Raw genomic sequence first — 26,442 nt, forward strand, 5'->3', positions numbered from 1 at the left:
CAAGGATTCAAGGGTGTGTGAGGGGTATATATACACTCAAGCAACAATGGTTTTACCAATTGGCCGGATGAGGCCAACCGAAATCAAATAATTTTGCCGGGGAGGCATCAACATGATTACAGGTATCCAGATTACTAAAGCTGCAAACGACGACCTGCTGAACTCTTTCTGGCTGCTGGACAGCGAAAAAGGCGAAGCACGCTGCATCGTTGCTAAAGCAGGTTTCAATGCTGATGACGTCGTTGCTGTCAGCAAACTGGGCGAAATCGAATACCGTGAAGTACCGGTAGATGTACAGCCAGAAGTTCGTGTAGAAGGTGGTCAGCACCTGAACGTTAACGTTTTGCGTCGTGAAACACTGGAAGATGCAGTTAAGCACCCGGAAAAATATCCGCAGCTGACCATCCGTGTTTCTGGTTATGCAGTGCGTTTCAACTCTCTGACCCCAGAGCAGCAGCGCGACGTTATTGCTCGTACCTTTACTGAGAGCCTGTAAGGCTCGCGGGGAATAACCCCGCTCAGCAGAGAATCTACAAGCGGAAGACGCCAGTGCGTCTTCCGCTTTTTTGTATCCGTTAGTAAAAAATCCTCACCGCACAATACACCAACAGTAATGCCAGAATGATATTCAACTGCCGACCGTAACGGCGAAAGATGCGCTGAAAAAGATGGCCCGCCAGCGCCCAACAGGCATTCCCGAAGGTGCCGATGAGCGCCAGCAGAATACTCACTCCAATCAACCAGTGCGCGTCCTGTGTATACGGCAATACAAATGTGGATAACGCGGTAATGCCGTACAAAATGATTTTGACGTTCACAAACTGCAAACCAAAACTCGCCCAAAAGCTAATCGGTTCCGCCTGCAGGCTATCGTTTGAGGCTGGGCCGGTGGCGATTTTCAGCGCCAGCCATAAAATGTAGGCTGCCCCTGCCCAACTCAGCCAATGAATAATAGCCGGATCCAGGACGGCCAGCGAAAACGAGATCCCGGCGCACAGCAGCATGACGATTAAAAAGCCCAGACTCATTCCGGCCAGAACACGCGTGCTTTGACGTAAGCCATGTGATGTCGCCGCACTCAGCGCGAGGATATTATTCGGGCCGGGTGTTAGCGCAGTAATCAGTGTATAGGTCCAGAATGCACTTAAAAGCATGGGTGTCACTTGTTATCTCCTCTGTTTTAGCAGACAGTACCCGAGACATAAGATTTAAAAAAATGAATGTTTTTGCATTCTGAATTCGATATTTTCGATGGGTTGGTGCGAATGGATTTACGTCGGTTTATTACGTTAAAAACAGTGGTGGAAGAGGGCTCATTCCTGCGGGCATCACAAAAACTGTGCTGTACGCAATCAACCGTAACCTTTCATATTCAACAGCTTGAGCAAGAACTTTCGGTGCAGTTGTTTGAAAAAATTGGTCGCCGGATGTGTCTCACCAGTGAGGGAAAACGGCTGATGCCGCATATCCATGACCTGACGCGCGTGATGGCATCGATTCGACAGTCAGCACATCAGGATGCGCAGCCGAGCGGCGATCTCCGCGTCGCAACCGGAGAAACGTTACTGGCCTATAAAATGCCGCAGGTTTTACAGCGCTTTAAACAACGCGCTCCCAATGTTCGGTTGTCCCTACAGTCGCTCAATTGTTATGTCATTCGTGATGCCCTGCTGGACGATGAGGTTGATCTGGGGGTGTTTTATCGGGTTGGGAATGATGAGGCGCTTGAGATGCTGTCACTGGGTGAACAGTCACTGGCGCTGGTCGCCTCTCCGGCTCTTCAGGATGTTGATTTCACTCAGCATAATCAGCATATTCCCTGCAGTTTTATCATTAATGAACCGCAATGTATTTTTAGACAGCGTTTTGAAAGTCTGCTGCGTAAGCGGCAGATAACGCTGGAAAATACTATTGAGCTATGGAGTATCGAAAGCATCAAGCAGTGTGTCTCTGCGAATCTTGGTGTCAGTTTTTTACCGCGGTTTACCGTTGAGAAGGAATTACACTCAGGAGAATTAATCGAGTTGCCGTTCAGTGAAAAGCCTGAATTGATTACCGCATTGTGCGCACATCATGCCGGAAAAGTCGTTAGCCCGGCGATACGGGTTTTTATGGAATGTATTACAGAGAGCTTTGCTGCGCATGAAAAAATGCCGGGCTAAACGGCCCGGCATTCGGTTTACTCTTTGTCGGACTGCTGGGTAGCAGCTCCGCTCGGCTTACGACGTTTGCCGATATTTTTGGCGTCGCGGTGACGTTTTTTCACCCGCGGCTTCTCTTTCTCTTTCGCTTTTTTCTCGGCGCGCTTCGCCAGCACTTTCTTGGATGGCTTACCGTTGGATTTCTCACTTGGCGCGCGCGTGGTTGGACGCAGTTCGTCGATGACGCGTGCTTTCAGCGGCTCGTCAATATAGCGGCTCGCTTTGCCGAGCAGCAGGTGGTCATGCGCTTCAACCAAAGAGATTGCAGTACCTTTACGCCCGGCACGACCGGTACGACCAATGCGGTGCAGATAGGCATCGCCACTGCGCGGCATGTCGAAGTTAAACACGTGGCTGACGTCAGGAATATCGATCCCGCGAGCGGCAACGTCGGTGGCTACCAGCACGTTCACGCGACCATCGGTCAGGCGTTTGATCGCTTCGTTACGTTTGTTCTGCACCATCTCGCCTTCGAGATAGCAGTTATTAATGCCTGCCTGGCGCAGCCAGCCAGCCAGCTCGTGCACACGTTCGCGTTTGCGTACAAAGACAATTGAGCGGGTCGCTTCCGGCTGTTTTAAAAGATGGATCAGCAAGGCAGTTTTGTGCTCGATATCATCGGCACGGTAGTAAAACTGATGGATCTTCTTGCGTTCGCGGGTGGACGGATCTGCCGAGACTTCGACAGGATCTTCCAGCAGACGCTCGGCAAAATCTTTGATCGCATCGCCTTCCAGGGTGGCGGAGAACAGCATCGTTTGCTTACGCCAGCGGGTTTCACCGGCGATATGTTCGATGTCCTGGGCAAAGCCCATGTCCAGCATACGGTCTGCTTCATCGAGGATCAGCGTTTCAACTGCATGGCAGTCGAAGTTCTCTTCTTTAATGTATTGCAGCAGACGACCCGTGGTGGCAACCACGATGTCCTGGTTTTCGCTAAAGACTTCCATGTGGTTCATGTAAGCCACGCCGCCGGTAATGGTGGCAATATCCAGATGCGTATTTTTGGCCAATTCACGGGCGTGTTCGGCAACCTGCATCGCCAGTTCGCGCGTCGGTGTCAGGATTAAAATGCGCGGTGGACCTGATTTCTTGCGCGGGAAGTCGAGCAAGTGCTGCAACGCTGGCAGCAAATATGCCGCCGTTTTACCGGTGCCTGTCGGCGCAGAACCGAGTACATCACGGCCATCGAGCGCAGGCGGAATGGCGGCAGCCTGAATGGCGGTCGGGCGAGTGAAACCTTTTTCCTGGAGGGCTTCCAGCAGGCTTTCATCGAGTTCAAGTTCGGAAAAAGTCGTTACAGTCATGTTCTACCTCTGAGTGGGGCGCTGATTATAGACGTTACGGCTGCAATCTTCATCTGTTTGTATGGATATACCTTCTCAGGTATTGTTTTTATCCTATGTTATCGTTTTTTTTCCAGGAAGGTTGTTCTTCATGCCCCAGTCTACATCCGTACTGAAACGTAATGGATTTACTTTTAAGCAGTTTTTTGTGGCACACGATCGCTGTGCAATGAAAGTCGGAACGGACGGTATTTTATTGGGGGCCTGGGCCCCCGTTGCGGGCGTAAAGCGGATCCTGGATATTGGTACCGGGAGCGGCCTGCTGGCGCTGATGCTGGCCCAGCGCACTGATGAAAACGTCATCATTGACGCCGTGGAGCTTGATGTCGACGCCGCGCAGCAGGCGCAGGAGAACATCGCGCAATCTCCGTGGATGCATCGTGTGAACGTGCATACGGAAGATGCCCAGCAGTGGATACCGCGCCAGACCGTGCGTTTTGATTTGATAATCAGCAATCCACCCTATTATGAACAGGGCGTTGAATGTGCTACGCCGCAGCGCGAGCAGGCACGCTACACCACCACGCTCGATCATCAGGCACTGCTTACGCTGGCGGCGGACAGCATTACGGAAGAAGGCTTTTTTTGTGTAGTGCTACCGGAGCAGATTGGTAACGCATTTACTCAGCAGGCGCTTAGCATGGGCTGGCATCTGCGATTGCGCACAGATGTAGCAGAAACCGAGGCCCGTCTACCGCATCGGGTATTGCTGGCATTCTCCCCACAGGCCGGGGAGTGCTTTAGCGACAGGTTGGTTATCCGTGGGCCAGACCAGCGTTACTCTGAAGGTTATACGGCGCTGACCCAGGCATTCTATCTGTTTATGTGATGACTGAGCGGCGAGAGAATTGACGGGCCCGCCTCTGGAAGCTGTTCTGGATAATCCAGCGTGTAGTGCAGGCCCCGACTCTCTTTGCGCATCATCGCGCAGCGGACAATCAGCTCGGCAACCTGCACCAGATTGCGCAGCTCCAGTAGGTTGTTCGACACACGGAAATGGGCGTAATACTCGTCGATTTCCTGTTGCAGCATGGTGATACGGCGCAGGGCGCGCTCCAGACGTTTAGTGGTGCGCACGATGCCGACGTAATCCCACATAAACAGCCGCAGCTCATGCCAGTTATGCTGAATGACAACCAACTCATCCGGGTTTTCTACCCGGCTTTCATCCCAACCCGGGAGCGAGTTAACCCCGCGGGCATAAGGCATTCTGCGGTCAATATCTTCCGCCGCAGACCAGCCATACACCAGACACTCCAGCAGCGAGTTCGATGCCATGCGATTGGCGCCATGCAGGCCGGTATAGCTCACTTCGCCGATTGCGTACAGCCCGTCGACATCTGTACGACCAAAGTCATCAACCATCACGCCGCCGCAGGTATAGTGCGCGGCAGGAACGATAGGGACCGGCTCTTTGGTCAGATCGATGCCCAGTCCCAGCAATTTTTCGTAAATCATCGGGAAATGCTGGCGAACAAACTCTTCGGGCTTATGGCTGATGTCGAGGAACATACAGTCAGCGCCGAGGCGCTTCATTTCGTGGTCGATGGCACGGGCGACAATATCACGTGGGGCCAGCTCGCCGCGCTTGTCAAAGTCGGGCATAAAGCGTGAGCCATCCGGGCGTTTCAGGTGTGCGCCTTCGCCGCGAAGCGCTTCAGTCAGCAGAAAATTGCGCGCCTGTGGATGATACAGCGCGGTTGGGTGAAACTGGTTAAATTCCAGATTGGCGACGCGGCATCCTGCGCGCCAGGCCATCGCAATACCGTCGCCCGAAGAAATATCCGGATTGGTGGTGTATTGATACACTTTAGAAGCGCCGCCAGTGGCCAACACTACCGACTTCGCATGGCAGGTCTCAACGGCTTCTTTATTACGATTCCAGATCCAGGCTCCGACAACCCGACGTGTTCCCGGCAGGCCAATTTTATCAGAGACAATCAAGTCCACGGCGTTACTGCGCTCCAGTACCCGAATATTCGGATGACTTTGCGCCTGGCTGACCAATGTGGTTTCGACCTCTTTACCAGTGGCATCTGCCGCATGCAGGATTCGTCGATGGCTATGGCCGCCTTCTCGGGTCAGATGATAGCTCTCTTCGCCATTGGGTTGAACCTGAGTATCAAATAAGACGCCTTGATCAATTAGCCACTGGACACACGAGCGGGCGTTACTGGCTACAAACTCAACGGCATGACGATCGCAAAGACCGGCCCCTGCAATCAGCGTGTCTTCAACGTGGGAGTCAATGCTGTCGGTTTCATCGAAAACAGCGGCGATGCCACCCTGAGCATAAAATGTCGAGCCTTCACTAACTGGCCCTTTGCTCAGGACAATGACCTGATGTTTTTCAGCCAGGCGTAGCGCCAGTGAGAGTCCGGCAGCCCCGCTGCCAATGATCAGCACGTCACAGGATAATTCGGGAGTCGTATTCATGATTTTTGTTTAATTTACTAAACAGTGTTCGCTCACCATAGCACCATACTGCGCGATGCTGCACGTTTTATTTTCAACCGTGTTGCAATGGCTAAACACAGGGGAAGGGAATGTGGATGAGTGAAAGAGCAAAAATATTTTGTGAAGCAGGCCGTTAGCATCAGATTATGAGGTGAAATAAAGTGGCTGTTGGGTTACTCTGCTGGCGGTGAAATGGGCATTTCTATACAGATAGTGCGTTGATCGGGTTATGTAGACTTATAATGAGAGATAAGACCTGTCTACAACATGACAAACAAAAACAAATGCGTAACGGAACTTTACGAAACTTGAGCACTCTAAGCTTTTGCTTGCTCATAGTGAAGCTTATGGAGTGGCGTTTCGAAAGCGCGTGGAAATTTGGTTTGGGGAGACTTTACCTCGGATGAGCGAGCAGTTAACGGACCAGGTCCTGGTTGAACGGGTCCAGAAGGGAGATCAGAAAGCCTTTAACTTACTGGTGGTTCGCTACCAGCATAAAGTGGCGAGTCTGGTTTCCCGCTATGTACCGTCGGGCGATGTTCCCGATGTTGTACAAGAAGCATTTATCAAGGCCTATCGTGCGCTGGACTCGTTCCGGGGAGATAGTGCTTTTTATACCTGGCTGTATCGTATTGCAGTCAATACAGCGAAGAATTACCTGGTCGCTCAGGGGCGTCGTCCACCTTCCAGTGATATAGATGCGATAGAAGCAGAAAATTACGAAAGTGGCGGTGCGCTGAAAGAAATTTCGAACCCTGAGAACTTAATGTTGTCAGAAGAACTGAGACAGATAGTTTTCCGAACTATTGAGTCCCTCCCGGAAGATTTACGCATGGCAATAACCTTGCGGGAGCTGGATGGCCTGAGCTATGAAGAGATAGCCGCTATCATGGATTGTCCGGTGGGTACGGTGCGTTCACGTATCTTCCGAGCGAGGGAAGCTATTGATAATAAAGTTCAACCGCTTATCAGGCGTTGACGATAGCGGGATACTGGAAAAGGTATTAGGCATGCAGAAAGAAAAACTTTCCGCTTTAATGGATGGCGAAACGCTGGACACTGAGTTGCTCAAAGAGTTGGCTCATGACCCGGAAATGCAAAAAACCTGGGAGAGTTATCACCTGATTCGCGATTCCATGCGAGGTGATACCGCCGACGTTCTCCATTTCGATATTTCCGACCGCGTAATGGCTGCTATCGCAGATGAGCCAGTACGTCAGGCGGTGCCATTGATCCCTGAGGCCCAGCCAGCACCGCATCAGTGGCAGAAAATGCCATTCTGGAAGAAAATGCGTCCGTGGGCTGCGCAGCTTACCCAAATGGGTGTGGCCGCGTGTGTATCACTTGCAGTTATTGTTGGCGTCCAGCACTATAATGGACAATCTGAAACGTCCCAGCAGCCCGAAACGCCGGTATTTAATACATTACCGATGATGGGTAAAGCCAGTCCGGTGAGCCTGGGTGTACCTTCTGACGCGACTGCCAGCGGCGGTCAGCAACAGCAGGTACAGGAGCAGCGTCGTCGTATTAATGCCATGTTGCAGGATTACGAACTGCAACGTCGACTGCACTCCGAACAGCTTCAGTTTGAGCAGGCGCAAACACAGCAAGCCGCTGTCCAGGTGCCAGGAATTCAAACTTTAGGAACGCAATCGCAGTAATGAAGCAACTTTGGTTTGCCATGTCACTTGTGGCTGGTAGCCTGTTCTTCTCTGTAAACGCCTCGGCCAATCCTGCGTCCGGGGCGTTGTTGCAGCAGATGAATCTGGCCAGCCAGTCGCTCACCTATGAGCTGTCATTTGTCAGCATCAATAAGCAGGGCGTTGAATCCCTACGTTATCGCCATGCCCGCCAGGACAACCGCCCTCTTGCACAGTTGTTGCAAATGGATGGACCGCGTCGGGAAGTGGTGCAACGTGGCAATGAAATCAGTTACTTTGAGCCAGGACTCGAACCGTTCACGCTGAATGGCGACTATATTGTTGATTCTCTGCCATCCCTGATTTACACCGATTTTAAACGTCTTGCACCCTACTATGATTTTATCGCGGTAGGACGCACGCGTATTGCCGACCGACTCTGTGAAGTTATCCGCGTGGTAGCGCGTGACGGTACGCGTTACAGCTACATCGTCTGGATGGACACCGAAACCAAGCTGCCAATGCGTGTCGATCTCCTCGATCGGGATGGCGAAACGCTTGAACAATTCCGCGTTATCGCCTTTACCGTCAATAACGGGGTTAGCGACAGCATGCAGACGCTGGCGAAAGCAAATCTTCCGCCGTTATTGTCAGTTCCTGCGGGGGAGAAAACGAACTTCAACTGGAGTCCATCGTGGTTACCGCAAGGCTTCAGTGAGGTTTCCAGCAGTCGACGCCCGCTGCCGACAATGGATAACATGCCGATTGAATCGCGCCTGTATTCTGATGGCCTGTTCAGTTTTTCTGTGAACGTGAACCGCGCGTCGCAAAACAGCGCCGATCAACTGCTGCGTACCGGACGTCGAACGGTCAGTACTACCGTGCGGGATAATGCCGAAATCACCATTGTGGGCGAGCTCCCGCCGCAAACGGCAAAGCGTATCGCGGATAATATTAAGTTCAGGGCCGCGCAATGATTAAAGAATGGGCAACAGTCGTCTCCTGGCAAAATGGTCTGGCGACGGTCAGCTGCGATGTTAAAGCATCGTGTAGCAGCTGCGCGTCGCGGGCTGGATGTGGCAGTCGTGTGCTGAACAAACTGGGGCCGCAAACAACGCATACTATCGTGGTACCCAGCGATGAACCGCTGACGCCTGGGCAGAAAGTTGAACTGGGTATTGCCGAAGGGAGCCTGTTAGGCTCGGCGATGCTGGTTTATATGTCTCCGCTGGCGGGACTCTTTATTTTTGCTGCGCTGTTTCAGGTGCTGTTTGGCAGCGATATCGCCGCACTCAGCGGGGCGATACTGGGCGGTGTGGGGGGATTCCTGATTGCGCGAGGATATTCCCGTAAGCTTGCTGAGCGCGAAGCCTGGCAACCGGTTATTCTCAACGTAGCTCTCCCGCCCGATCTGATTCGTGTTGAAACCCCGCAGTGATATCTTTGCCTGATGGCGCTGCGCTTATCAGGCCTACAGCGTCCTCAGATGCAAAGGTAGGCCGGATAAGGCGTTTATGCCGCCATCCGGCAAAAGTTTCACTGACTTTGCAAAGTTGTTTCCAGTTCCCGCTATCCTTGCTCTATGAACATTTCCTCGCCTCAGCGATGTAGTGTAGAATGCGGCGTTTCACTAAAACAGACGTTAAGCTCAGAACAGCGACTTCTCAGAGCCTGCCCAGGCAGGCGTAAGGCACAATAATTACACTATATGAAGAACATACGTAACTTTTCAATCATAGCTCACATCGACCACGGTAAATCGACGCTGTCTGACCGTATTATCCAGATCTGCGGTGGCCTGTCTGACCGTGAAATGGAAGCGCAGGTTCTCGACTCGATGGATCTTGAGCGTGAGCGCGGTATTACTATCAAAGCGCAGAGCGTGACGCTCGATTTCAAAGCATCTGATGGTGAAACCTACCAGCTTAACTTTATCGACACCCCGGGCCACGTTGACTTCTCTTATGAAGTTTCACGCTCGCTTGCCGCCTGTGAAGGCGCACTGCTGGTCGTTGATGCCGGGCAGGGTGTTGAAGCGCAAACACTGGCTAACTGCTATACCGCCATGGAAATGGATCTGGAAGTGGTGCCAGTACTGAACAAAATTGACCTGCCAGCCGCCGATCCAGAGCGTGTGGCGGAAGAGATTGAAGATATCGTCGGTATCGATGCGGCTGACGCTGTCCGTTGCTCGGCGAAAACCGGTGTTGGCGTGACCGACGTTCTTGAACGTCTGGTGCGTGATATTCCGCCGCCGGAAGGCGACCCGGAAGGCCCGTTACAGGCGCTTATCATCGACTCCTGGTTCGACAACTATCTCGGTGTGGTCTCGCTGGTGCGTATTAAAAACGGTACCATGCGTAAAGGCGACAAAATCAAAGTGATGAGTACCGGTCAGGTCTACAACGCAGATCGCCTGGGTATCTTTACGCCGAAACAGGTTGACCGTACAGAACTAAAGTGTGGCGAGGTAGGTTGGTTAGTTTGCGCCATTAAAGACATCCTCGGCGCACCGGTAGGCGATACCCTGACGCTGGCTCGTAACCCGGCAGATAAACCCCTGCCTGGCTTTAAAAAAGTGAAGCCGCAGGTATATGCGGGTCTGTTCCCGGTCAGCTCCGACGACTACGAAAACTTCCGTGATGCGCTTGGTAAGCTGAGCCTCAACGATGCTTCCCTGTTCTACGAACCGGAAAGTTCTACCGCGCTGGGCTTCGGCTTCCGCTGTGGCTTCCTGGGGCTGCTGCACATGGAGATCATTCAGGAGCGTCTGGAACGTGAATACGATCTGGATCTGATCACTACCGCGCCGACCGTAGTTTATGAAGTGGAAACCACGGCGAAAGAGACTATCTACGTCGACAGCCCGTCCAAACTGCCGCCGCTGAATAACATTTACGAACTGCGCGAGCCGATTGCTGAATGTCATATGCTGCTGCCGCAGGCATACCTCGGCAACGTTATTACGCTGTGTATCGAGAAGCGTGGTGTACAGACCAACATGGTTTACCACGGTAACCAGGTTGCGTTGACCTATGAAATTCCAATGGCGGAAGTGGTCCTCGACTTCTTCGACCGTCTGAAGTCGACTTCTCGCGGCTATGCGTCGCTGGATTATAACTTCAAACGTTTCCAGGCCTCCGACATGGTACGCGTTGATGTCCTCATCAACAACGAACGCGTCGATGCACTGGCGCTGATTACCCACCGCGATAACTCCCAGAGCCGTGGCCGTGAACTGGTCGAGAAGATGAAAGATCTGATCCCTCGCCAGCAGTTCGATATCGCAATTCAGGCGGCCATTGGTACGCACATCATTGCGCGTTCAACGGTTAAGCAACTGCGTAAAAACGTTCTGGCTAAGTGCTACGGTGGCGATATCAGCCGTAAGAAAAAGCTGCTGCAAAAACAGAAAGAGGGTAAAAAGCGAATGAAGCAGATCGGTAACGTCGAACTGCCGCAGGAAGCCTTCCTCGCTATTCTGCATGTCGGTAAAGACAGCAAATAATCTTAAGGAGTTGGCATGGCGAACATGTTTGCCCTGATTCTGGTGATTGCCACACTGGTGACGGGCATTTTATGGTGCGTAGATAAGTTTGTCTTCGCGCCAAAACGCCGGGAGCGCCAGGCTGCGGCACAGGCCGCTGCAGGCGATTCACTGGATAAAGCAACGCTGAAAAAAGTTGCCCCTAAGCCGGGTTGGCTGGAAACCGGTGCGTCCGTTTTCCCGGTACTGGCTATTGTGCTGGTGGTGCGTTCATTTATTTATGAACCGTTCCAGATCCCGTCGGGTTCGATGATGCCAACACTGTTGATTGGTGATTTTATTCTGGTAGAGAAATTTGCCTACGGAATTAAAGATCCGATTTATCAGAAAACGTTGATCGAAACTGGCCACCCGAAACGCGGTGATATCGTGGTATTTAAATACCCGGAAGATCCGCGTCTGGACTACATCAAACGCGCTGTCGGTTTACCGGGAGACAAAGTGACGTACGATCCGGTGGCGAAAGAGGTGACGATTCAGCCAGGATGCAGTTCTGGTCAGGCTTGTGAAAACGCGCTGCCGGTAACGTACTCTGATGTTCAGCCAAGTGATTTTGTGCAGACGTTTGCTCGCCGCAACGGCGGGGAAGCGACCAGCGGTTTCTTTGAAGTTCCGCTGAACGAAACGAAAGACAACGGTATTCGCCTGACCGAGCGTAAAGAAACGCTGGGTGAGGTAACTCACCGCATTCTGATGGTGCCAATCGCGCAGGATCAGGTGGGGATGTATTACCGTCAGCCGGGTCAGCAGTTAGCCACCTGGATCGTTCCACCGGGGCATTACTTCATGATGGGCGATAACCGTGACAACAGCGCGGACAGCCGTTACTGGGGATTTGTACCGGAAGCGAATCTGGTAGGTAAAGCGACCGCAATCTGGATGAGTTTCGACAAACAAGAAGGTGAGTGGCCAACCGGTGTTCGTTTGAGCCGCATTGGCGGCATCCACTAATTGCTGATAATGGTTCACGCTGTCGTCTTAATAACGACAGCGTGAATTATTTCTCGGATTAATTCCCTCAGACTAACGACATCCCTTGTCGTTGTGTATAGAATATTCCCCCGAAGTTTTAGGTTGGCACCGTCAGGTTGCCACGGCACACGAAACAGCATTGGTCTCTCTAATGACGGGTGTATATCAGGTCTGTTTCGTGTGCTGAATTGTTGACGCATTCATTTATTGGTATCGCATGAATCCCATCGTAATTAATCGGCTTCAACGGAAGCTGGGCTACACTTTTAATCATCAGGAGCTGTTGCAGCAGGCATTAACTCACCGTAGTGCCAGCAGCAAACATAACGAGCGTTTAGAATTTTTAGGCGACTCTATTTTGAGCTTTGTTATTGCGAATGCGCTGTATCACCGTTTCCCTCGAGTGGACGAAGGTGACATGAGCCGCATGCGCGCCACGCTGGTGCGTGGAAATACGCTGGCTGAATTAGCCCGTGAATTTGACCTCGGTGAATGTTTACGCCTGGGACCGGGCGAGCTGAAAAGCGGCGGTTTTCGTCGCGAATCAATTCTGGCGGATACCGTCGAAGCGTTGATCGGCGGCGTCTTCCTCGACAGCGATATTCAAACCGTTGAGCAATTAATCCTGAACTGGTATCAAACGCGTCTGGACGAAATTAGCCCAGGCGATAAACAAAAAGATCCGAAAACGCGCCTGCAGGAGTATTTGCAGGGTCGCCACCTGCCGCTGCCGTCTTATCTGGTGGTGCAGGTTCGTGGTGAAGCGCACGATCAAGAATTTACTATCCACTGCCAGGTTAGCGGCCTGAGTGAACCGGTGGTTGGCACAGGTTCGAGCCGTCGTAAGGCTGAGCAGGCTGCCGCCGAACAGGCGTTAAAAAAACTGGAGCTGGAATGAGCATCGACAAAACCTATTGCGGATTTATTGCCATCGTCGGTCGCCCGAACGTCGGCAAATCCACCCTGTTGAATAATCTGCTTGGGCAGAAGATTTCCATTACCTCACGTAAGGCTCAGACAACACGTCACCGTATTGTTGGCATCCATACTGAAGGCGCGTATCAGGCGATTTATGTTGATACCCCGGGCCTGCATATGGAAGAGAAACGTGCCATCAACCGCCTGATGAACAAAGCGGCCAGCAGCTCTATTGGTGATGTTGAACTGGTTATTTTCGTTGTCGAGGGCACCCGCTGGACGCCGGACGACGAAATGGTGCTCAACAAGCTGCGCGACGGTAAAGCGCCGGTAATTCTGGCCGTGAACAAAGTAGACAACGTTCAGGAAAAAGCCGATCTGCTACCGCACCTGCAGTTCCTGGCAAGCCAGATGAACTTCCTCGATATCGTCCCGATTTCTGCCGAGACCGGCCTGAATGTTGATACCGTTGCGGGCATCGTGCGTAAGCATTTGCCGGAAGCTATTCATCACTTCCCGGAAGATTACATCACCGACCGTTCTCAGCGCTTTATGGCCTCTGAAATCATCCGTGAAAAGCTGATGCGTTTTCTGGGGGCTGAACTGCCGTACTCCGTTACCGTGGAAATTGAGCGTTTTATCTCTAACGAGCGCGGTGGTTACGATATTAACGGTCTGATCCTCGTTGAACGTGAAGGGCAGAAGAAGATGGTTATTGGCAACAAAGGGGCCAAAATTAAAACCATCGGCATCGAAGCGCGTAAAGACATGCAGGAGATGTTCGAAGCGCCCGTTCACCTCGAACTGTGGGTGAAAGTGAAATCTGGCTGGGCCGATGACGAACGCGCGCTGCGTAGCCTCGGTTACGGCGACGACGTCTAAACCCATCTTCTGAAACACGGCGAGTATATGGAAGGATGGCAACGAGCCTTTGTCTTGCATAGTCGCCCCTGGAGCGAAACCAGTCTCGTGCTGGACGTCTTCACGGAAGAGTCGGGTCGCGTGCGCCTGGTGGCTAAAGGCGCACGTTCCAAACGTTCTAATCTCAAAGGCGCGCTCCAGCCTTTTACCCCGTTGTTGCTTCGCTTTGGCGGCCGCGGTGAGGTTAAAACCCTGCGTAGCGCTGAAGCCGTTTCTCTGGCACTCCCTCTTAGCGGTATCACGCTGTACAGCGGCTTGTATATCAACGAACTTATCTCCCGCGTACTCGAGTACGAGACCCGTTTTTCTGAACTCTTTTTCGATTATCTGAATTGTATCCAGGCGCTGGCTGGTGCGACGGGTTCGCCAGAGCCTGCGCTGCGTCGCTTTGAGCTGGCCTTACTTGGACATCTGGGGTACGGCGTCGATTTTACCCATTGTGCGGGCAGCGGCGAGCCGGTAGACGACACCATGACCTATCGTTACCGGGAAGAAAAAGGGTTTATCGCCAGCGTAGTGATCGATAATTCCACTTTTACCGGACGCCATCTCAAAGCGCTTGAGTCACGTGAATTTCCCGATGTCGATACGTTACGCGCCGCGAAACGCTTTACCCGCATGGCGTTAAAGCCGTATCTTGGTGGTAAGCCGTTAAAAAGCCGGGAACTGTTCCGGCAATTTATGCCAAAACGCGCAGTAAAAACAAATAATGATTAACGAGGATTGTCATGGCTGAATTACTGTTAGGCGTCAATATTGACCACATTGCCACGTTACGTAATGCACGCGGCACCGCATACCCGGATCCGGTTCAGGCGGCGTTTATCGTTGAGCAGGCGGGCGCGGACGGTATTACCGTACACCTGCGTGAAGACCGCCGCCATATCTCCGACCGCGACGTACGTATTCTGCGCCAGACGCTGGATACGCGCATGAATTTGGAAATGGCAGTCACCGAAGAGATGCTGGCGATTGCCGTTGAGACTAAGCCGCATTTTTGCTGCCTGGTGCCGGAAAAACGTCAGGAAGTTACCACTGAAGGTGGTCTGGACGTCGCCGGTCAGCGTGACAAGATGCGCGATGCCTGCAAACGCCTGGCGGACGCAGGTATTCTGGTTTCGCTGTTTATCGATGCTGACGAAGAACAGATTAAGGCCGCTGCGGAAGTTGGCGCGCCGTTTATTGAAATTCACACCGGCTGTTACGCCGATGCGAAAACCGATGCGGAACAGGCCAGCGAACTGGCGCGTATCGCCAAAGCGGCAACTTTTGCCGCCAGCCTTGGCCTGAAGGTGAATGCGGGTCACGGCCTGACGTATCACAACGTTAAAGCCATTGCGCGGATCCCGGAAATGCACGAGCTGAATATTGGCCATGCCATTATCGGACGCGCGGTGATGAGCGGTCTGAAAGACGCCGTGGTGGAAATGAAACGCCTGATGCTGGAAGCGCGTGGCTAATGGCTATTCTGGGATTAGGCACGGATATCGTGGAGATTGCCCGCATTGAAGCGGTGATCTCCCGTTCCGGTGACCGTCTGGCAAGACGCGTGCTCAGTGACAACGAATGGGCAATCTGGGAGACGCATCAGCAGCCGGTGCGTTTTCTGGCAAAGCGCTTTGCGGTCAAAGAGGCGGCAGCAAAAGCCTTTGGCACGGGTATTCGCAATGGGCTGGCGTTTAATCAGTTTGAAGTCTTCAACGATGAACTCGGTAAGCCGCGTCTGCGGTTATGGGGGGAGGCGTTAAAACTGGCGGAAAAACTGGGTGTCGCGCATATGCATGTGACGCTGGCCGATGAGCGTCACTACGCCTGCGCCACGGTGATTATCGAGAGTTAGATTCTGCACGTTGCCGGATGGCGACGCGGTTAAAGTTTATCGGCGTGGTGCATCAGCACAAACTTATCCCACAATTGCTCTTCCGTTTCGACATGTGCCGGATCTTTCAAAATAGTATTGGGGATCGGGCACACCTTCTGGCAGGTTGGCGTGTCGTAATGGCCTACGCATTCCGTACATTTGTCGCTGTTAATCTCGTAAATGCTGTCACCCATCGAAATTGCCTCATTCGGGCATTCGGGTTCGCACATATCGCAATTGATACACTTTTTAGTGATTAACAGGGCCATCAGGAAACTCTCAAAACATCACAAATCGGGCGGGCATTATACGCGCATTCTTTGCTCAGACCAGTTTTTTTACCAGTGCTTCGCTGTGGCGAATGCGTTCCGGAGCATGTTCTAAATCTTGCTGAACCAGCGCCATAAACAGTAAATCCGTGAGCATCATCTGCGCGTGCGTCGATGAAATTGCCGCGCTGCGTGTCGCTTGTTCTTCGGCAATCGTATACAGGCAATGGCTTGCTCGCTGTTGCAGGGCGTTCGGTGTAAATCCAGTGATGGCGAGGATTTTCGCGCCGGTGCGCAACGTTTCATCCGCAGCCAGGTTGAGCTCGCGGCGCTCTCCGGTATACGAAATCGCCAACAGGAGATCGCCCGGCGAAAGCGCCTGTACCGTTGCCAGCAGGGCGTGCATATCGCGTTCCACTACCGCGTTAAAACCTATTTTCAACAGTTTCCAGGCAAAATTCTGTGCTACCAACCCCGATGCACCAATTCCGGTCAGGACAATGCGTCGGGCGGAGCGTAACAAGGCGACGCTTTCCATCAGCTTTTCTTCGCTGTTGATATCCAGTGTGGCGTGCATGGCCGCCACGTTCTCCTGAATCAGTTTTTCACCCACCAGACGCATAGGGTCGTCGCCGCGAATCTGATTATGCACTGGGATAGAGTGGGGATTGGGATTACTGGCCAGTGCTTCACTGATCGCCAGTTTGAGTGCAGGAAATCCTTTGAAACCCATCTTTTGCGCGAACTTCACCACGCTGGACTGGCTGACGCCCGCTTCAGAGGCGAGTTGCTGTGAACTGAGATGACGCGCAGTATCCGGCTGTGCGAGGAGGTAATCCGCAAGCTTTTTATCGCTTTGCGCGAGGTCCGGGTAACGCTGACGAATGCGAATCAAACAGTTCATGCTGTCTCCTGGCGAAAACGTGATGGCGATTACAAAACAAAATTTCACTCGCCTGGGTGAATATTATATTCCATTATAACGGATTAATATGAATTAAAAATTCCTAAGGAACAAAAAATGAATCTCGGTGCGTTAGTGTCAGAAAGCCGCAATCCTCAGACCATGGATCTTGATGCGTTATCCACACTTGAGTTGGTTCATCGTTTTAATCAACAGGATACGCTGGTAGCCGTTGCTGTAAAAGCAACACTGACTGAAGTTGCGCTTGCGGTCGATGCAGCGGCTGACGCGTTAAAAGCGGGTGGACGGATTATCTACATGGGGGCGGGGACCAGTGGGCGTCTTGGCGTACTGGATGCGTCTGAGTGCCCACCGACTTTTGGTGTACCACATGGACGGGTTGTTGGCCTGATTGCTGGTGGGCCGGGCGCATTGCTGAAGGCCGTTGAAGGTGCAGAAGATAATCCGCAGCTGGGTGAAGATGATCTTCGTTCGCTCAACCTTACGGCTCAGGATGTGGTGGTGGGTCTGGCTGCATCCGGGCGTACACCGTATGTGATTGGCGGCTTGCAATATGCCCGTTCCGTTGGCTGCACCACGGTGGCGATTTCCTGTAATCCGGATTCCCCCATCGCGCGTGAAGCGGACATCGCCATATCACCGGTTGTTGGCCCGGAGGCTCTGACAGGGTCAACGCGACTGAAGTCCGGTACTGCGCAAAAACTGGTACTCAATATGATTTCTACCGGCGCAATGGTGAAGTTTGGCAAGGTGTATCAGAACCTGATGGTGGATATGAAAGCGACCAACGTTAAGCTGGTAGACCGGGCTTGTCGCATGGTCGTGGAAGCTACCGGTATTGCGTATGACCAGGCGCAAGCTCTGCTGAAACAGACCGATTTTGATGTTAAGCCCGCCATTCTGATGGCTCTCACGGGGCTCGATGCCGCTGCAGCCCGCGAAAAGCTTGCCGCTCACCAGGGTTTTTTACGCGCGGCGTTAGAACACTAAGAGGTGTATATGGATAAGACGGCGGTGCTGGCCAGCGATATCCTGCTGGGCGTGGGCGGAGAGAAAAATATTCTGCGCCTGGAAAACTGTATGACCCGCGTCAGAGTGGAAGTACAGGATGACGCTCAGCTCGATATTTCCCGACTCAAGCAACTGCCGGGCGTTAGCGGCTACGTGAAGCAAGGGGCGCAGCACCAGATCATTGTCGGCCCCGGCAAAGCCGCGAAAGTGGTCGATGCCATGCGTTCCCTGATTGCCGATGGCGGCGAACGTTCCAATGTGGGGGATATTGAGCGAACAAAATCAGAGGCCAAAGCGAAGTACAAAGCGCCGATGAGTGACGCGCTACGCAAGCTGGCTAACGTTTTTATCCCGCTTATTCCGGCGTTTATCGCCTCCGGTTTGATTACCGGCATCATTAACATCCTTAAGCGACCGGATATCGTTGGGGATTTTGCGACCCACTATCCAAATATGCTTGGGCTGATGGGAATATTTGGCAGCGCCGTGTTTGCCATCATGAATATTCTGGTCGGAGTGAATACCGCCAAAGTATTTGGCGGTTCGCTGGCGATGGGCGGGGTGATGGCCGGTATTCTCTCCAGCCCGCAACTGGCGCAAATTACCTTGTTTGGCGAGGCATTGCAGCCGGGACGCGGTGGAGTGATCGCAGTGCTGCTGGTGGTGGCGTTGATGTGCTGGATCGAACGCAAATTCCGCGAAGTGCTGCCGGAGTCTCTCGAACTGATCCTCAATCCACTGCTGACCACCCTTATTACCGGGACAATCGCTATTGTGGCGCTGCAACCGCTTGGCGGCTGGATTTCTGAATCGATTGCTCACGGCGCATCCTGGGCTATCGATCGCGGCGGTTTCCTGGTGGGAGCCGTGCTGGCTGGGACTTTCCTGCCGTTGGTGCTCACCGGACTTCATCAGGGGTTGGTGCCGATCCACGTTGAACTGGTACAGGCGCATGGTTATAACGCGCTCTTTCCTATTCTGGCGATGGCAGGAGTGGGGCAAATCGGTGCGGCTATTGCGGTACTGATGAAAACCCGTAACGCACGGCTGAAAAAAGTGATTAAAAGCGCGCTGCCGGTTGGATTGCTGGGCATTGGTGAACCGCTGATTTTTGGGGTGACATTGCCATTAGGCAAGCCGTTTATCGGTGCCTGTCTCGGTGGTGCAGTCGGTGGGGCGCTGATCAGCTACTGGAAGGTGGCGACGGTCATCACCTTTGGCATCTCGGGATTGCCGCTGGCACTGACGATTGTTGCCGGAAAAGTGATGTTCTATCTGTTAGGCTATCTGGTAGCGGTTATTGCCGGGTTCCTGTTTACCTGGCTATTGGGGTTCAACGATCCAGAGGAATAAGGTTTGACCAGTCACCAGCGTCGCGTTGTTTTTTTTGATTTGGATGGCACGTTACACCAGCAGGATATGTTCGGCAGTTTCTTACGTTTTCTGCTGCGTCGCCAACCGCTAAATGCGTTGCTGGTGCTGCCCCTGTTGCCGATTATTGCGCTGGCAATGTTAATTAAAGGGCGCGCCGCCCGCTGGCCCATGAGCCTGCTGTTGTGGGGTTGTACCTTTGGTCGCAGCGAGGCGTGTCTGAAGGCACATCAGGCCGATTTTGTGCGCTGGTTTCGCGGGCATGTGACGGCATTTCCTGTCGTGCAGCAGCGTCTGACGACGTACCTGTTAAGCTCCGATGCTGATATCTGGCTTATCACCGGTTCTCCGCAGTCGCTGGTGGAGCAGGTTTACTTCGACGCGCCGTGGCTACCGCGTGTCAATCTGATCGCCAGTCAAATGGCGCGGGGATACGGTGGCTGGGTATTGCCGCTACGCTGTCTGGGGCATGAAAAAGTCGCGCAACTGGAACGGCAGATTGGCGCACCGCTGTCTCTTTACAGCGGCTATAGCGACAGTAAGCAGGACAATCCGTTGCTCTCGTTCTGTCAGCATCGCTGGCGCGTCACACCGCGTGGAGAGCTGCAACAACTCGAATAGAGTAAACGATAGCGTCTGTGTATAATGCGCCCGCTTTAATTACTGGAGTTCTGCCATTGTCTGATGTTGAATTTAGCCACGAGTACTGGATGCGTCATGCTTTAACGCTGGCTAAGCGCGCCTGGGATGAGCGCGAAGTCCCGGTAGGCGCGGTATTGGTACATAACAACCGCGTCATTGGTGAAGGCTGGAACCGACCGATTGGCCATCATGATCCTACCGCCCACGCTGAAATCATGGCGTTGCGCCAGGGCGGTCTGGTGCTACAAAACTACCGTCTGCTGGATGCAACGTTGTATGTAACACTGGAGCCGTGCGTGATGTGCGCAGGCGCGATGGTCCATAGCCGTATCGGTCGGGTGGTTTTTGGCGCACGCGATGCGAAAACGGGCGCTGCCGGGTCATTAATGGATGTGCTGCATCACCCTGGAATGAATCATCGGGTTGACGTGACCGAAGGGGTGTTACGCGATGAATGCGCCACGCTGCTCAGTGATTTCTTTCGCATGCGTCGGCAGGAAATCAAAGCGTTGAAAAAATCTGCCAATCAGTAAATACCAATCAGACTACTTGTCCTCTTTCTTCTGTGCTGAAAACAGCAGAGAAGGGGAGTGCGACAGATAGTTTGACGACGTCTGAGTCAGAAACGCTGAAAGCGGAAATTTATCTTTACCTAACAGCTCAGCCGGTGACACAGCCGGGTAATCCTGTGCCAGTTGCTGCGTTTCCTGTGCCTGTTTTTCTTTCTCCTGCAGATACCCCACCAGGCTAATCTGGTATTTACGGATGTTTTCCACATAGGCGTAGGCTTCGTGACCGCGCGCATAGCCATAGGTCAACTTGTTGTAATACGGCTTTTGGCTGAGCAGCGGCAGACGCTGTTTTACGTCGGACCAACTGTTCGGATTACCTTTGGTTTTCACCGTCAGCGCCCGGGCATCCAGCATGTGCGCATAACCCATGTTGTAGGCGGCAAGCGCAAACCAGATGCGTTCCCCTTCGGGGACGGTATCCGGCACTTTGCTCATCATGTCCTGCAAATACCGCGCGCCGCCGCTGATGCTCTGCTCGGCATCGGTACGGTCAGTTAGCCCGAGACTCTGGGCGGTATTTTTGGTCAGCATCATCAGCCCGCGTACACCGGTCGGGGAAGTCGCCTGCGCGTCCCAGTGCGACTCCTGATAGGATATTGCGGCGAGCAGTCGCCAGTCTATCTCCTGCGCATACTTCTCAAAAAGCGGCTTGAGGTCTGGCAACACGCTGTCTACGGCGCGCAAAAAGGTGCGGGTATCAACATAGTCAAAATCATCGCCATGCCCAAGGTACTTTTCTTCCAGTCGCGCAAGCGAGCCGTCTTCATTCATGGTATTGAAGAAATCCAGCAGGGCAGCAGACAGCGTATTGTCATCGTCCAGACGACTGAACCAGGTCACCGGCTGTTCGTCAGAGACGTCCAGCGCCACGGCCAGCTCAGGATGAACGCGCTGATATAAGCTGATGGCAACGGAATCGGCAATGGTGTAATCCAGCTTACCGGCGATGACATCATCAAGCAGTTCAGTGGTGCCCTTTTTCTCATCAACTTTCCAGCTCAGGTCCGGGTATTTTTTTTCTTTTAGCTGCTGGAGGTCGTTAACCACCACATGCCCCGGGGCGATAGTCAGTTGGTTTTCGTTCACGGTGGCAAGCGTACGCGGGCGGTATTGCCCAACCCGATACACCAGTTGTTGCGATACGGAATAGTAGGTCGGACCCGGCTGATAATTTTTAACGCGCTCGCTGTTATACACCAGACCAGCGGCTAACAGGTCGGCATTGCCGTTATCCAGGTCGTCAAAAAGCTGGCTGATGTTCTGGCGTACGGTGATTTTCAGCTTCACACCCAGGTAGTTGGCGAAGGCTTTGGTCAGTTCGTAATCCAGGCCAAACTTTTTCCCATTAAGCGCGGCGTAAGTGAGCGGTGAGTCGATGGTACTGACGCGCAGCTCTCCCCGCGACTGAATGGCGGCGATACGATTGTCGGCTTTACCGAACCAGGGGATAGATGGCCAGAGGGCCGCTGCCAACAACAGCGTCAAAATACCGATAAACAGATAATTAATCTTTAATTTTTTCAATTAGTTAATTCTCTGAACCGTACGTTGTCTCTGCGTGCTGTGGTATTGATTAAGAAGTGAAGTCGTCATTAATGAGCGGCATTTTGCTTAAACTTGCGCCAGTTGGCAACTTATTCAGAAACCAGACCGCATTTGATGATAAGAAGAGGCCGTGATTTTATTTCGACGCAAACGGTTTCGTCGGCGCGCCAGATTCTTTATAATGACGCCCGTTTCCCCCACTTGGGCACACCGAAAGCTTAGAAGACGAGAGACTTATGATGGAAATTCTGCGTGGTTCACCTGCACTGTCTGCATTCCGTATTAACAAACTGCTGGCACGTTTTCAGGCTGCCAACCTCCAGGTCCACAATATTTACGCCGAGTACGTCCATTTTGCCGATCTGAATGCACCATTGAATGAGGATGAGCGCGCGCAACTTGCACGTCTGCTGAAATATGGTCCTGCTCTTCACAGCCACGCCCCTGAAGGCAAACTGCTGCTGGTCACGCCTCGCCCGGGTACCATTTCCCCGTGGTCTTCTAAAGCGACTGATATTGCCCATAACTGCGGCCTGCAACAGATTAGCCGCCTGGAACGTGGCATTGCCTGGTATGTTGAGGCCTCCACGTTGACCGCTGAGCAGTGGCTGACGGTTGCCGATATTTTGCACGACCGCATGATGGAAACGGTTTTCTCTGCGCTGAGCGATGCTGAAAAACTGTTTGTTCATCACCAGCCTGCGCCGGTTTCCAGCGTTGATCTGCTTGGTGAGGGACGCCAGGCGCTGATCGACGCTAACCTGCGTCTGGGCCTGGCGCTGGCGGAAGACGAAATCGACTATCTGCAGGATGCGTTCACCAAACTGGGACGCAACCCGAACGACATTGAACTGTATATGTTTGCGCAGGCTAACTCCGAGCACTGCCGCCACAAGATTTTTAACGCCGACTGGGTTATCGACGGTAAACAACAGCCTAAGTCGCTGTTCAAGATGATCAAGAATACCTTCGAAACCACGCCGGACCACGTGTTGTCTGCCTATAAAGACAACGCCGCGGTAATGGAAGGTTCTGAAGTGGGTCGCTATTTTGCCGATCACAAAACCGGCCGCTACGATTTCCATCAGGAACCAGCCCACATCCTGATGAAGGTAGAAACTCATAACCACCCGACGGCTATCTCTCCGTGGCCAGGTGCGGCAACCGGCTCCGGCGGAGAAATCCGCGATGAGGGTGCAACCGGTCGTGGTGCAAAACCGAAAGCCGGGCTGGTAGGCTTCTCCGTCTCCAACCTGCGTATTCCTGGCTTTGAACAGCCTTGGGAAGAGGACTTTGGTAAGCCGGATCGTATTGTCACCGCGCTCGACATCATGACCGAAGGCCCGCTGGGCGGCGCGGCGTTTAACAACGAATTTGGTCGCCCGGCGCTGACCGGCTACTTCCGCACCTATGAAGAAAAGGTCAACAGCCATAACGGCGAAGAGCTGCGCGGTTACCATAAACCGATCATGCTGGCAGGCGGGATCGGTAACATCCGTGCCGATCACGTGCAGAAGGGCGAGATCGTCGTTGGCGCCAAGCTGATCGTCCTCGGCGGCCCGGCGATGAACATTGGCCTTGGCGGCGGGGCAGCCTCCTCTATGGCTTCTGGCCAGTCTGATGCCGATCTTGATTTCGCTTCTGTACAGCGTGATAACCCGGAAATGGAACGTCGTTGCCAGGAAGTTATCGACCGCTGCTGGCAGATGGGCGATGCCAACCCGATCCTGTTTATCCATGACGTTGGCGCGGGTGGCCTGTCTAACGCCATGCCGGAGCTGGTCAGCGATGGCGGCCGCGGCGGTAAGTTCCAGCTGCGTGACATCCTCAGCGACGAGCCGGGCATGAGCCCGCTGGAAATCTGGTGTAACGAATCCCAGGAGCGCTACGTGCTGGCGGTTGCTGCCGATCAGCTACCGCTGTTTGACGAACTGTGTAAGCGCGAGCGCGCGCCGTACGCGGTGATCGGTGAAGCCACCGAAGAACAGCATCTGACCTTGAGCGACAGCCACTTCGACAACCAGCCGATCGACATGCCACTCGATGTGCTGCTGGGTAAAACACCGAAAATGACCCGCGATGTGCAGACGCTGAAAGCCAAAGGCGATGCACTGAATCGTAGTGAAATCTCGATTGCAGATGCGGTTAACCGCGTGCTGCATCTGCCAACTGTCGCGGAGAAAACGTTCCTCGTGACTATCGGTGACCGTACCGTTACCGGTATGGTGGCGCGTGACCAGATGGTTGGTCCATGGCAGATCCCGGTCGCCAACTGCGCGGTCACTACCGCAAGCCTCGATAGCTACTACGGCGAAGCGATGTCTCTCGGCGAGCGCGCGCCAGTCGCATTGCTCGACTTCTCAGCCTCTGCGCGTCTGGCTGTAGGTGAGGCGCTGACCAACATTGCGGCAACGCAGATTGGCGATATCAAACGTATTAAACTGTCGGCCAACTGGATGGCGGCTGCAGGTCACCCTGGCGAAGACGCCGGACTGTACGAAGCGGTAAAAGCCGTTGGGGAAGAATTATGTCCGGCGCTTGGCCTGACCATTCCGGTGGGCAAAGACTCTATGTCGATGAAAACCCGCTGGCAGGAAGGCAACGAACAGCGTGAAATGACCTCGCCGCTGTCGCTGGTGATCACCGCCTTTGCCCGCGTGGAAGATGTGCGCCACACGATTACCCCGCAACTGTCTACTGAAGACAATGCGCTGCTGCTGATTGATCTTGGCCTTGGCCACAATGCGCTGGGTGCGACGGCGCTGGCGCAGGTTTACCGTCAACTGGGCGATAAGCCTGCCGATGTGCGTAACGTAGAGCAGCTGAAAGGCTTCTACGACGCCATTCAGGCGCTGGTGGCACAGCGTAAGCTGCTGGCCTACCACGACCGTTCCGACGGCGGCCTGCTGGTTACGCTGGCAGAAATGGCCTTCACCGGTCACTGCGGCGTTGAAGCAGACATCGGCACTCTGGGCGATGATCATCTGGCGGCGCTGTTTAATGAAGAGTTGGGGGCTGTCATTCAGGTTCGCGCCGCTGACCGTGAAGCGGTTGAGGCGTTGCTGGCTCAACATGGCCTGGCCGATTGCGTGCACTATCTGGGTAAAGCCGTGCAGGGCGACCGCTTCGTGGTCGAAGCCGATGGGCAGTCGGTGTTCAGCGAAAGCCGTACTACCCTGCGTATGTGGTGGGCAGAAACCACCTGGCAGATGCAGCGTCTGCGCGACAATCCAGAGTGCGCCGATCAGGAACATAACGCTAAAACCAACGATGCCGATCCTGGCCTCAACGTTAAACTGTCGTTTGATATCAATGAAGATGTTGCCGCGCCGTATATCGCCACCGGTGCGCGTCCGAAAGTGGCCGTGCTGCGCGAGCAGGGTGTGAACTCCCACGTTGAGATGGCCGCAGCTTTCCACCGTGCGGGCTTTGACGCTATCGATGTACACATGAGCGACCTGCTGGGCGGACGCATCGGCCTGGGTAACTTCCAGGCGCTGGTAGCCTGCGGCGGCTTCTCTTACGGCGATGTACTCGGCGCAGGGGAAGGTTGGGCGAAGTCAATTTTGTTCAACAACCGCGTGCGTGATGAGTTCGAAACCTTCTTCCACCGCCCACAAACGCTGGCACTCGGCGTGTGTAACGGTTGTCAGATGATGTCTAACCTGCGCGAGCTGATCCCAGGAAGCGATCTGTGGCCACGCTTTGTGCGTAACCACTCCGATCGCTTTGAAGCGCGTTTCAGCCTGGTCGAAGTGACACAAAGCCCGTCTCTGCTGCTTGCCGGTATGGTTGGGTCACAGATGCCAATCGCAGTTTCTCACGGCGAAGGTCGCGTAGAAGTGCGTGACGATGTACATCTGGCAGGACTGGAGAGCAAAGGGCTGGTGGCACTGCGCTACGTTGATAACTTCGGTAAGGTGACCGAAACCTATCCGGCTAACCCGAACGGTTCGCCAAACGGTATCACTGCTGTTACCACCGAAAATGGTCGCGTCACCATTATGATGCCGCACCCGGAACGCGTGTTCCGTACCGTGAGCAACTCCTGGCACCCGGAAAACTGGGGCGAGGATAGCCCGTGGATGCGTATCTTCCGTAATGCGCGTAAACAGCTCGGTTAATTGGCCTGCAATCATCAAGCCCCTCTTCGTGAGGGGCTTTTTTTATATCACAGGCCGGATAAGGCGTTTACGCCGCCATCCGGCAATAAACTCAGCGCTTATGCCACAAAATTAAAGTGT

26 protein-coding genes are annotated in these 26,442 nt (G+C 53.5%); 20 read left to right on the top strand and 6 right to left on the bottom strand.

Translation table 11 applies throughout. From position 1 onward, the window contains the following. The first annotated feature begins 112 nt into the window (after window positions 1-112). Entirely contained in the window at window positions 113-496 is a 384-nt protein-coding gene (grcA, locus tag HV041_RS02760; protein ID WP_005121223.1) for an autonomous glycyl radical cofactor GrcA, read from the top strand. Window positions 497-575: 79 nt separating this feature from the next. Here the strand turns inward: grcA and eamB are convergent, their stop codons facing one another. After that, a complete protein-coding gene (eamB, locus tag HV041_RS02765) occupies window positions 576-1,163 on the bottom strand; it encodes a cysteine/O-acetylserine transporter (protein ID WP_121584932.1) in 588 nt (195 codons plus the stop codon). A gap of 102 nt (window positions 1,164-1,265) precedes the next feature. On the opposite strand from eamB, the gene HV041_RS02770 reads away from it, so the two are divergent. After that, window positions 1,266-2,162: a LysR family transcriptional regulator gene (locus tag HV041_RS02770; protein WP_121585497.1), complete on the top strand. Its 897-nt coding sequence runs from the start codon at window positions 1,266-1,268 to the stop codon at window positions 2,160-2,162. A gap of 17 nt (window positions 2,163-2,179) precedes the next feature. Here the strand turns inward: HV041_RS02770 and srmB are convergent, their stop codons facing one another. Then, window positions 2,180-3,508: an ATP-dependent RNA helicase SrmB gene (gene srmB, locus HV041_RS02775; protein WP_061068367.1), complete on the bottom strand. Its 1,329-nt coding sequence runs from the start codon at window positions 3,506-3,508 to the stop codon at window positions 2,180-2,182. Window positions 3,509-3,638: 130 nt separating this feature from the next. Between srmB and trmN the strand changes: the two genes are divergently transcribed. Then, window positions 3,639-4,376 (top strand): tRNA(1)(Val) (adenine(37)-N(6))-methyltransferase TrmN, encoded by a 738-nt coding sequence (gene trmN, locus HV041_RS02780; protein ID WP_121584931.1) that lies wholly within the window; start codon window positions 3,639-3,641, stop codon window positions 4,374-4,376. On the opposite strand, the gene nadB is transcribed toward trmN, so the two are convergent. Next, window positions 4,361-5,983, bottom strand: coding sequence for an L-aspartate oxidase (gene nadB, locus HV041_RS02785; protein ID WP_048210884.1), 1,623 nt, complete (start codon window positions 5,981-5,983; stop codon window positions 4,361-4,363). The genes trmN and nadB overlap by 16 nt on opposite strands. A gap of 263 nt (window positions 5,984-6,246) precedes the next feature. Between nadB and rseD the strand changes: the two genes are divergently transcribed. The 12 genes from rseD (at window position 6,247) to acpS (ending at window position 15,842) form a co-directional block, all read left to right on the top strand. Then, complete coding sequence (gene rseD, locus HV041_RS02790; RefSeq protein WP_124022090.1) at window positions 6,247-6,411, top strand: rpoE leader peptide RseD; 165 nt, start codon at window positions 6,247-6,249, stop codon at window positions 6,409-6,411. Further along, window positions 6,408-6,983 carry an RNA polymerase sigma factor RpoE gene (gene rpoE, locus HV041_RS02795; RefSeq protein WP_003037573.1) on the top strand — a complete coding sequence of 192 codons (576 nt, stop codon included), beginning with the start codon at window positions 6,408-6,410 and terminating at the stop codon, window positions 6,981-6,983. Before rseD ends, rpoE begins: the two co-directional genes overlap by 4 nt. 31 nt (window positions 6,984-7,014) lie before the next feature. Further along, window positions 7,015-7,665 (top strand): anti-sigma-E factor RseA, encoded by a 651-nt coding sequence (gene rseA, locus HV041_RS02800; RefSeq protein ID WP_005130332.1) that lies wholly within the window; start codon window positions 7,015-7,017, stop codon window positions 7,663-7,665. Beyond that, window positions 7,665-8,621: a sigma-E factor regulatory protein RseB gene (gene rseB / locus HV041_RS02805; RefSeq protein ID WP_048210886.1), complete on the top strand. Its 957-nt coding sequence runs from the start codon at window positions 7,665-7,667 to the stop codon at window positions 8,619-8,621. Before rseA ends, rseB begins: the two co-directional genes overlap by 1 nt. Further along, window positions 8,618-9,082 carry a SoxR-reducing system protein RseC gene (rseC, locus tag HV041_RS02810; RefSeq protein ID WP_048210887.1) on the top strand — a complete coding sequence of 155 codons (465 nt, stop codon included), beginning with the start codon at window positions 8,618-8,620 and terminating at the stop codon, window positions 9,080-9,082. Before rseB ends, rseC begins: the two co-directional genes overlap by 4 nt. Before the next feature lie 270 nt (window positions 9,083-9,352). Next, the gene (gene lepA, locus HV041_RS02815; RefSeq protein ID WP_005130327.1) at window positions 9,353-11,152 is read left to right on the top strand and encodes a translation elongation factor 4; all 1,800 of its coding nucleotides are present in this window, start codon (window positions 9,353-9,355) and stop codon (window positions 11,150-11,152) included. A 15-nt stretch (window positions 11,153-11,167) separates the two neighbouring features. Then, window positions 11,168-12,142: a signal peptidase I gene (gene lepB / locus HV041_RS02820; protein WP_048210888.1), complete on the top strand. Its 975-nt coding sequence runs from the start codon at window positions 11,168-11,170 to the stop codon at window positions 12,140-12,142. 238 nt (window positions 12,143-12,380) lie between these two features. Next, on the top strand, window positions 12,381-13,061 hold the full coding sequence (gene rnc / locus HV041_RS02825) for a ribonuclease III (protein WP_003037579.1): 681 nt from the start codon (window positions 12,381-12,383) through the stop codon (window positions 13,059-13,061). Next, window positions 13,058-13,963 (top strand): GTPase Era, encoded by a 906-nt coding sequence (gene era, locus HV041_RS02830; RefSeq protein WP_048210889.1) that lies wholly within the window; start codon window positions 13,058-13,060, stop codon window positions 13,961-13,963. Before rnc ends, era begins: the two co-directional genes overlap by 4 nt. A 27-nt stretch (window positions 13,964-13,990) precedes the next feature. Further along, window positions 13,991-14,719: a DNA repair protein RecO gene (gene recO, locus HV041_RS02835; protein WP_061068364.1), complete on the top strand. Its 729-nt coding sequence runs from the start codon at window positions 13,991-13,993 to the stop codon at window positions 14,717-14,719. A gap of 11 nt (window positions 14,720-14,730) precedes the next feature. Next, entirely contained in the window at window positions 14,731-15,462 is a 732-nt protein-coding gene (pdxJ, locus tag HV041_RS02840; RefSeq protein ID WP_121584930.1) for a pyridoxine 5'-phosphate synthase, read from the top strand. Next, the gene (gene acpS / locus HV041_RS02845; RefSeq protein ID WP_003037588.1) at window positions 15,462-15,842 is read left to right on the top strand and encodes a holo-ACP synthase; all 381 of its coding nucleotides are present in this window, start codon (window positions 15,462-15,464) and stop codon (window positions 15,840-15,842) included. The genes pdxJ and acpS overlap by 1 nt, the downstream gene beginning before the upstream one ends. 29 nt (window positions 15,843-15,871) lie before the next feature. On the opposite strand, the gene HV041_RS02850 is transcribed toward acpS, so the two are convergent. Beyond that, complete coding sequence (locus tag HV041_RS02850) at window positions 15,872-16,132, bottom strand: YfhL family 4Fe-4S dicluster ferredoxin (protein WP_003037590.1); 261 nt, start codon at window positions 16,130-16,132, stop codon at window positions 15,872-15,874. Window positions 16,133-16,187: 55 nt separating this feature from the next. Continuing rightward, entirely contained in the window at window positions 16,188-17,036 is an 849-nt protein-coding gene (locus tag HV041_RS02855; protein WP_121585496.1) for a MurR/RpiR family transcriptional regulator, read from the bottom strand. Between the two features lie 117 nt (window positions 17,037-17,153). Between HV041_RS02855 and murQ the strand changes: the two genes are divergently transcribed. Genes murQ through tadA form a run of 4 tightly spaced genes read left to right on the top strand, consistent with a single transcriptional unit; the run spans window position 17,154 to window position 20,614 of the window. Further along, window positions 17,154-18,047, top strand: coding sequence for an N-acetylmuramic acid 6-phosphate etherase (murQ, locus tag HV041_RS02860; RefSeq protein ID WP_061068362.1), 894 nt, complete (start codon window positions 17,154-17,156; stop codon window positions 18,045-18,047). 9 nt (window positions 18,048-18,056) lie between these two features. Then, window positions 18,057-19,421, top strand: a complete 1,365-nt coding sequence (locus tag HV041_RS02865; protein WP_048210893.1) for a PTS transporter subunit EIIC — start codon at window positions 18,057-18,059, stop codon at window positions 19,419-19,421. A gap of 3 nt (window positions 19,422-19,424) precedes the next feature. After that, on the top strand, window positions 19,425-20,060 hold the full coding sequence (gene yfhb, locus HV041_RS02870; RefSeq protein WP_121584929.1) for a phosphatidylglycerophosphatase C: 636 nt from the start codon (window positions 19,425-19,427) through the stop codon (window positions 20,058-20,060). A 17-nt stretch (window positions 20,061-20,077) separates the two neighbouring features. Further along, a complete protein-coding gene (gene tadA, locus HV041_RS02875) occupies window positions 20,078-20,614 on the top strand; it encodes a tRNA adenosine(34) deaminase TadA (RefSeq protein WP_121584928.1) in 537 nt (178 codons plus the stop codon). Window positions 20,615-20,626: 12 nt separating this feature from the next. On the opposite strand, the gene mltF is transcribed toward tadA, so the two are convergent. Then, on the bottom strand, window positions 20,627-22,177 hold the full coding sequence (gene mltF / locus HV041_RS02880) for a membrane-bound lytic murein transglycosylase MltF (RefSeq protein ID WP_115643079.1): 1,551 nt from the start codon (window positions 22,175-22,177) through the stop codon (window positions 20,627-20,629). A gap of 257 nt (window positions 22,178-22,434) precedes the next feature. Between mltF and purL the strand changes: the two genes are divergently transcribed. Further along, window positions 22,435-26,322, top strand: coding sequence for a phosphoribosylformylglycinamidine synthase (gene purL / locus HV041_RS02885; RefSeq protein ID WP_121584927.1), 3,888 nt, complete (start codon window positions 22,435-22,437; stop codon window positions 26,320-26,322). The last annotated feature ends 120 nt before the right edge of the window (window positions 26,323-26,442 follow it).

The organism is Citrobacter sp. RHBSTW-00029 (assembly GCF_014104295.1).
GTDB lineage: Bacteria > Pseudomonadota > Gammaproteobacteria > Enterobacterales > Enterobacteriaceae > Citrobacter > Citrobacter youngae.

Coding starts and splice junctions, on each gene's coding strand:
- grcA (WP_005121223.1), top strand. CDS start 113: ATGATTACAGGTATCCAGATTACTAAAGCTGCAAACGACGACCTGCTG.
- HV041_RS02770 (WP_121585497.1), top strand. CDS start 1,266: ATGGATTTACGTCGGTTTATTACGTTAAAAACAGTGGTGGAAGAGGGC.
- srmB (WP_061068367.1), bottom strand. CDS start 3,508: ATGACTGTAACGACTTTTTCCGAACTTGAACTCGATGAAAGCCTGCTG.
- trmN (WP_121584931.1), top strand. CDS start 3,639: ATGCCCCAGTCTACATCCGTACTGAAACGTAATGGATTTACTTTTAAG.
- nadB (WP_048210884.1), bottom strand. CDS start 5,983: ATGAATACGACTCCCGAATTATCCTGTGACGTGCTGATCATTGGCAGC.
- rseD (WP_124022090.1), top strand. CDS start 6,247: ATGAGAGATAAGACCTGTCTACAACATGACAAACAAAAACAAATGCGT.
- rpoE (WP_003037573.1), top strand. CDS start 6,408: ATGAGCGAGCAGTTAACGGACCAGGTCCTGGTTGAACGGGTCCAGAAG.
- rseA (WP_005130332.1), top strand. CDS start 7,015: ATGCAGAAAGAAAAACTTTCCGCTTTAATGGATGGCGAAACGCTGGAC.
- rseB (WP_048210886.1), top strand. CDS start 7,665: ATGAAGCAACTTTGGTTTGCCATGTCACTTGTGGCTGGTAGCCTGTTC.
- rseC (WP_048210887.1), top strand. CDS start 8,618: ATGATTAAAGAATGGGCAACAGTCGTCTCCTGGCAAAATGGTCTGGCG.
- lepA (WP_005130327.1), top strand. CDS start 9,353: ATGAAGAACATACGTAACTTTTCAATCATAGCTCACATCGACCACGGT.
- lepB (WP_048210888.1), top strand. CDS start 11,168: ATGGCGAACATGTTTGCCCTGATTCTGGTGATTGCCACACTGGTGACG.
- rnc (WP_003037579.1), top strand. CDS start 12,381: ATGAATCCCATCGTAATTAATCGGCTTCAACGGAAGCTGGGCTACACT.
- era (WP_048210889.1), top strand. CDS start 13,058: ATGAGCATCGACAAAACCTATTGCGGATTTATTGCCATCGTCGGTCGC.
- recO (WP_061068364.1), top strand. CDS start 13,991: ATGGAAGGATGGCAACGAGCCTTTGTCTTGCATAGTCGCCCCTGGAGC.
- pdxJ (WP_121584930.1), top strand. CDS start 14,731: ATGGCTGAATTACTGTTAGGCGTCAATATTGACCACATTGCCACGTTA.
- acpS (WP_003037588.1), top strand. CDS start 15,462: ATGGCTATTCTGGGATTAGGCACGGATATCGTGGAGATTGCCCGCATT.
- HV041_RS02850 (WP_003037590.1), bottom strand. CDS start 16,132: ATGGCCCTGTTAATCACTAAAAAGTGTATCAATTGCGATATGTGCGAA.
- HV041_RS02855 (WP_121585496.1), bottom strand. CDS start 17,036: ATGAACTGTTTGATTCGCATTCGTCAGCGTTACCCGGACCTCGCGCAA.
- murQ (WP_061068362.1), top strand. CDS start 17,154: ATGAATCTCGGTGCGTTAGTGTCAGAAAGCCGCAATCCTCAGACCATG.
- HV041_RS02865 (WP_048210893.1), top strand. CDS start 18,057: ATGGATAAGACGGCGGTGCTGGCCAGCGATATCCTGCTGGGCGTGGGC.
- purL (WP_121584927.1), top strand. CDS start 22,435: ATGATGGAAATTCTGCGTGGTTCACCTGCACTGTCTGCATTCCGTATT.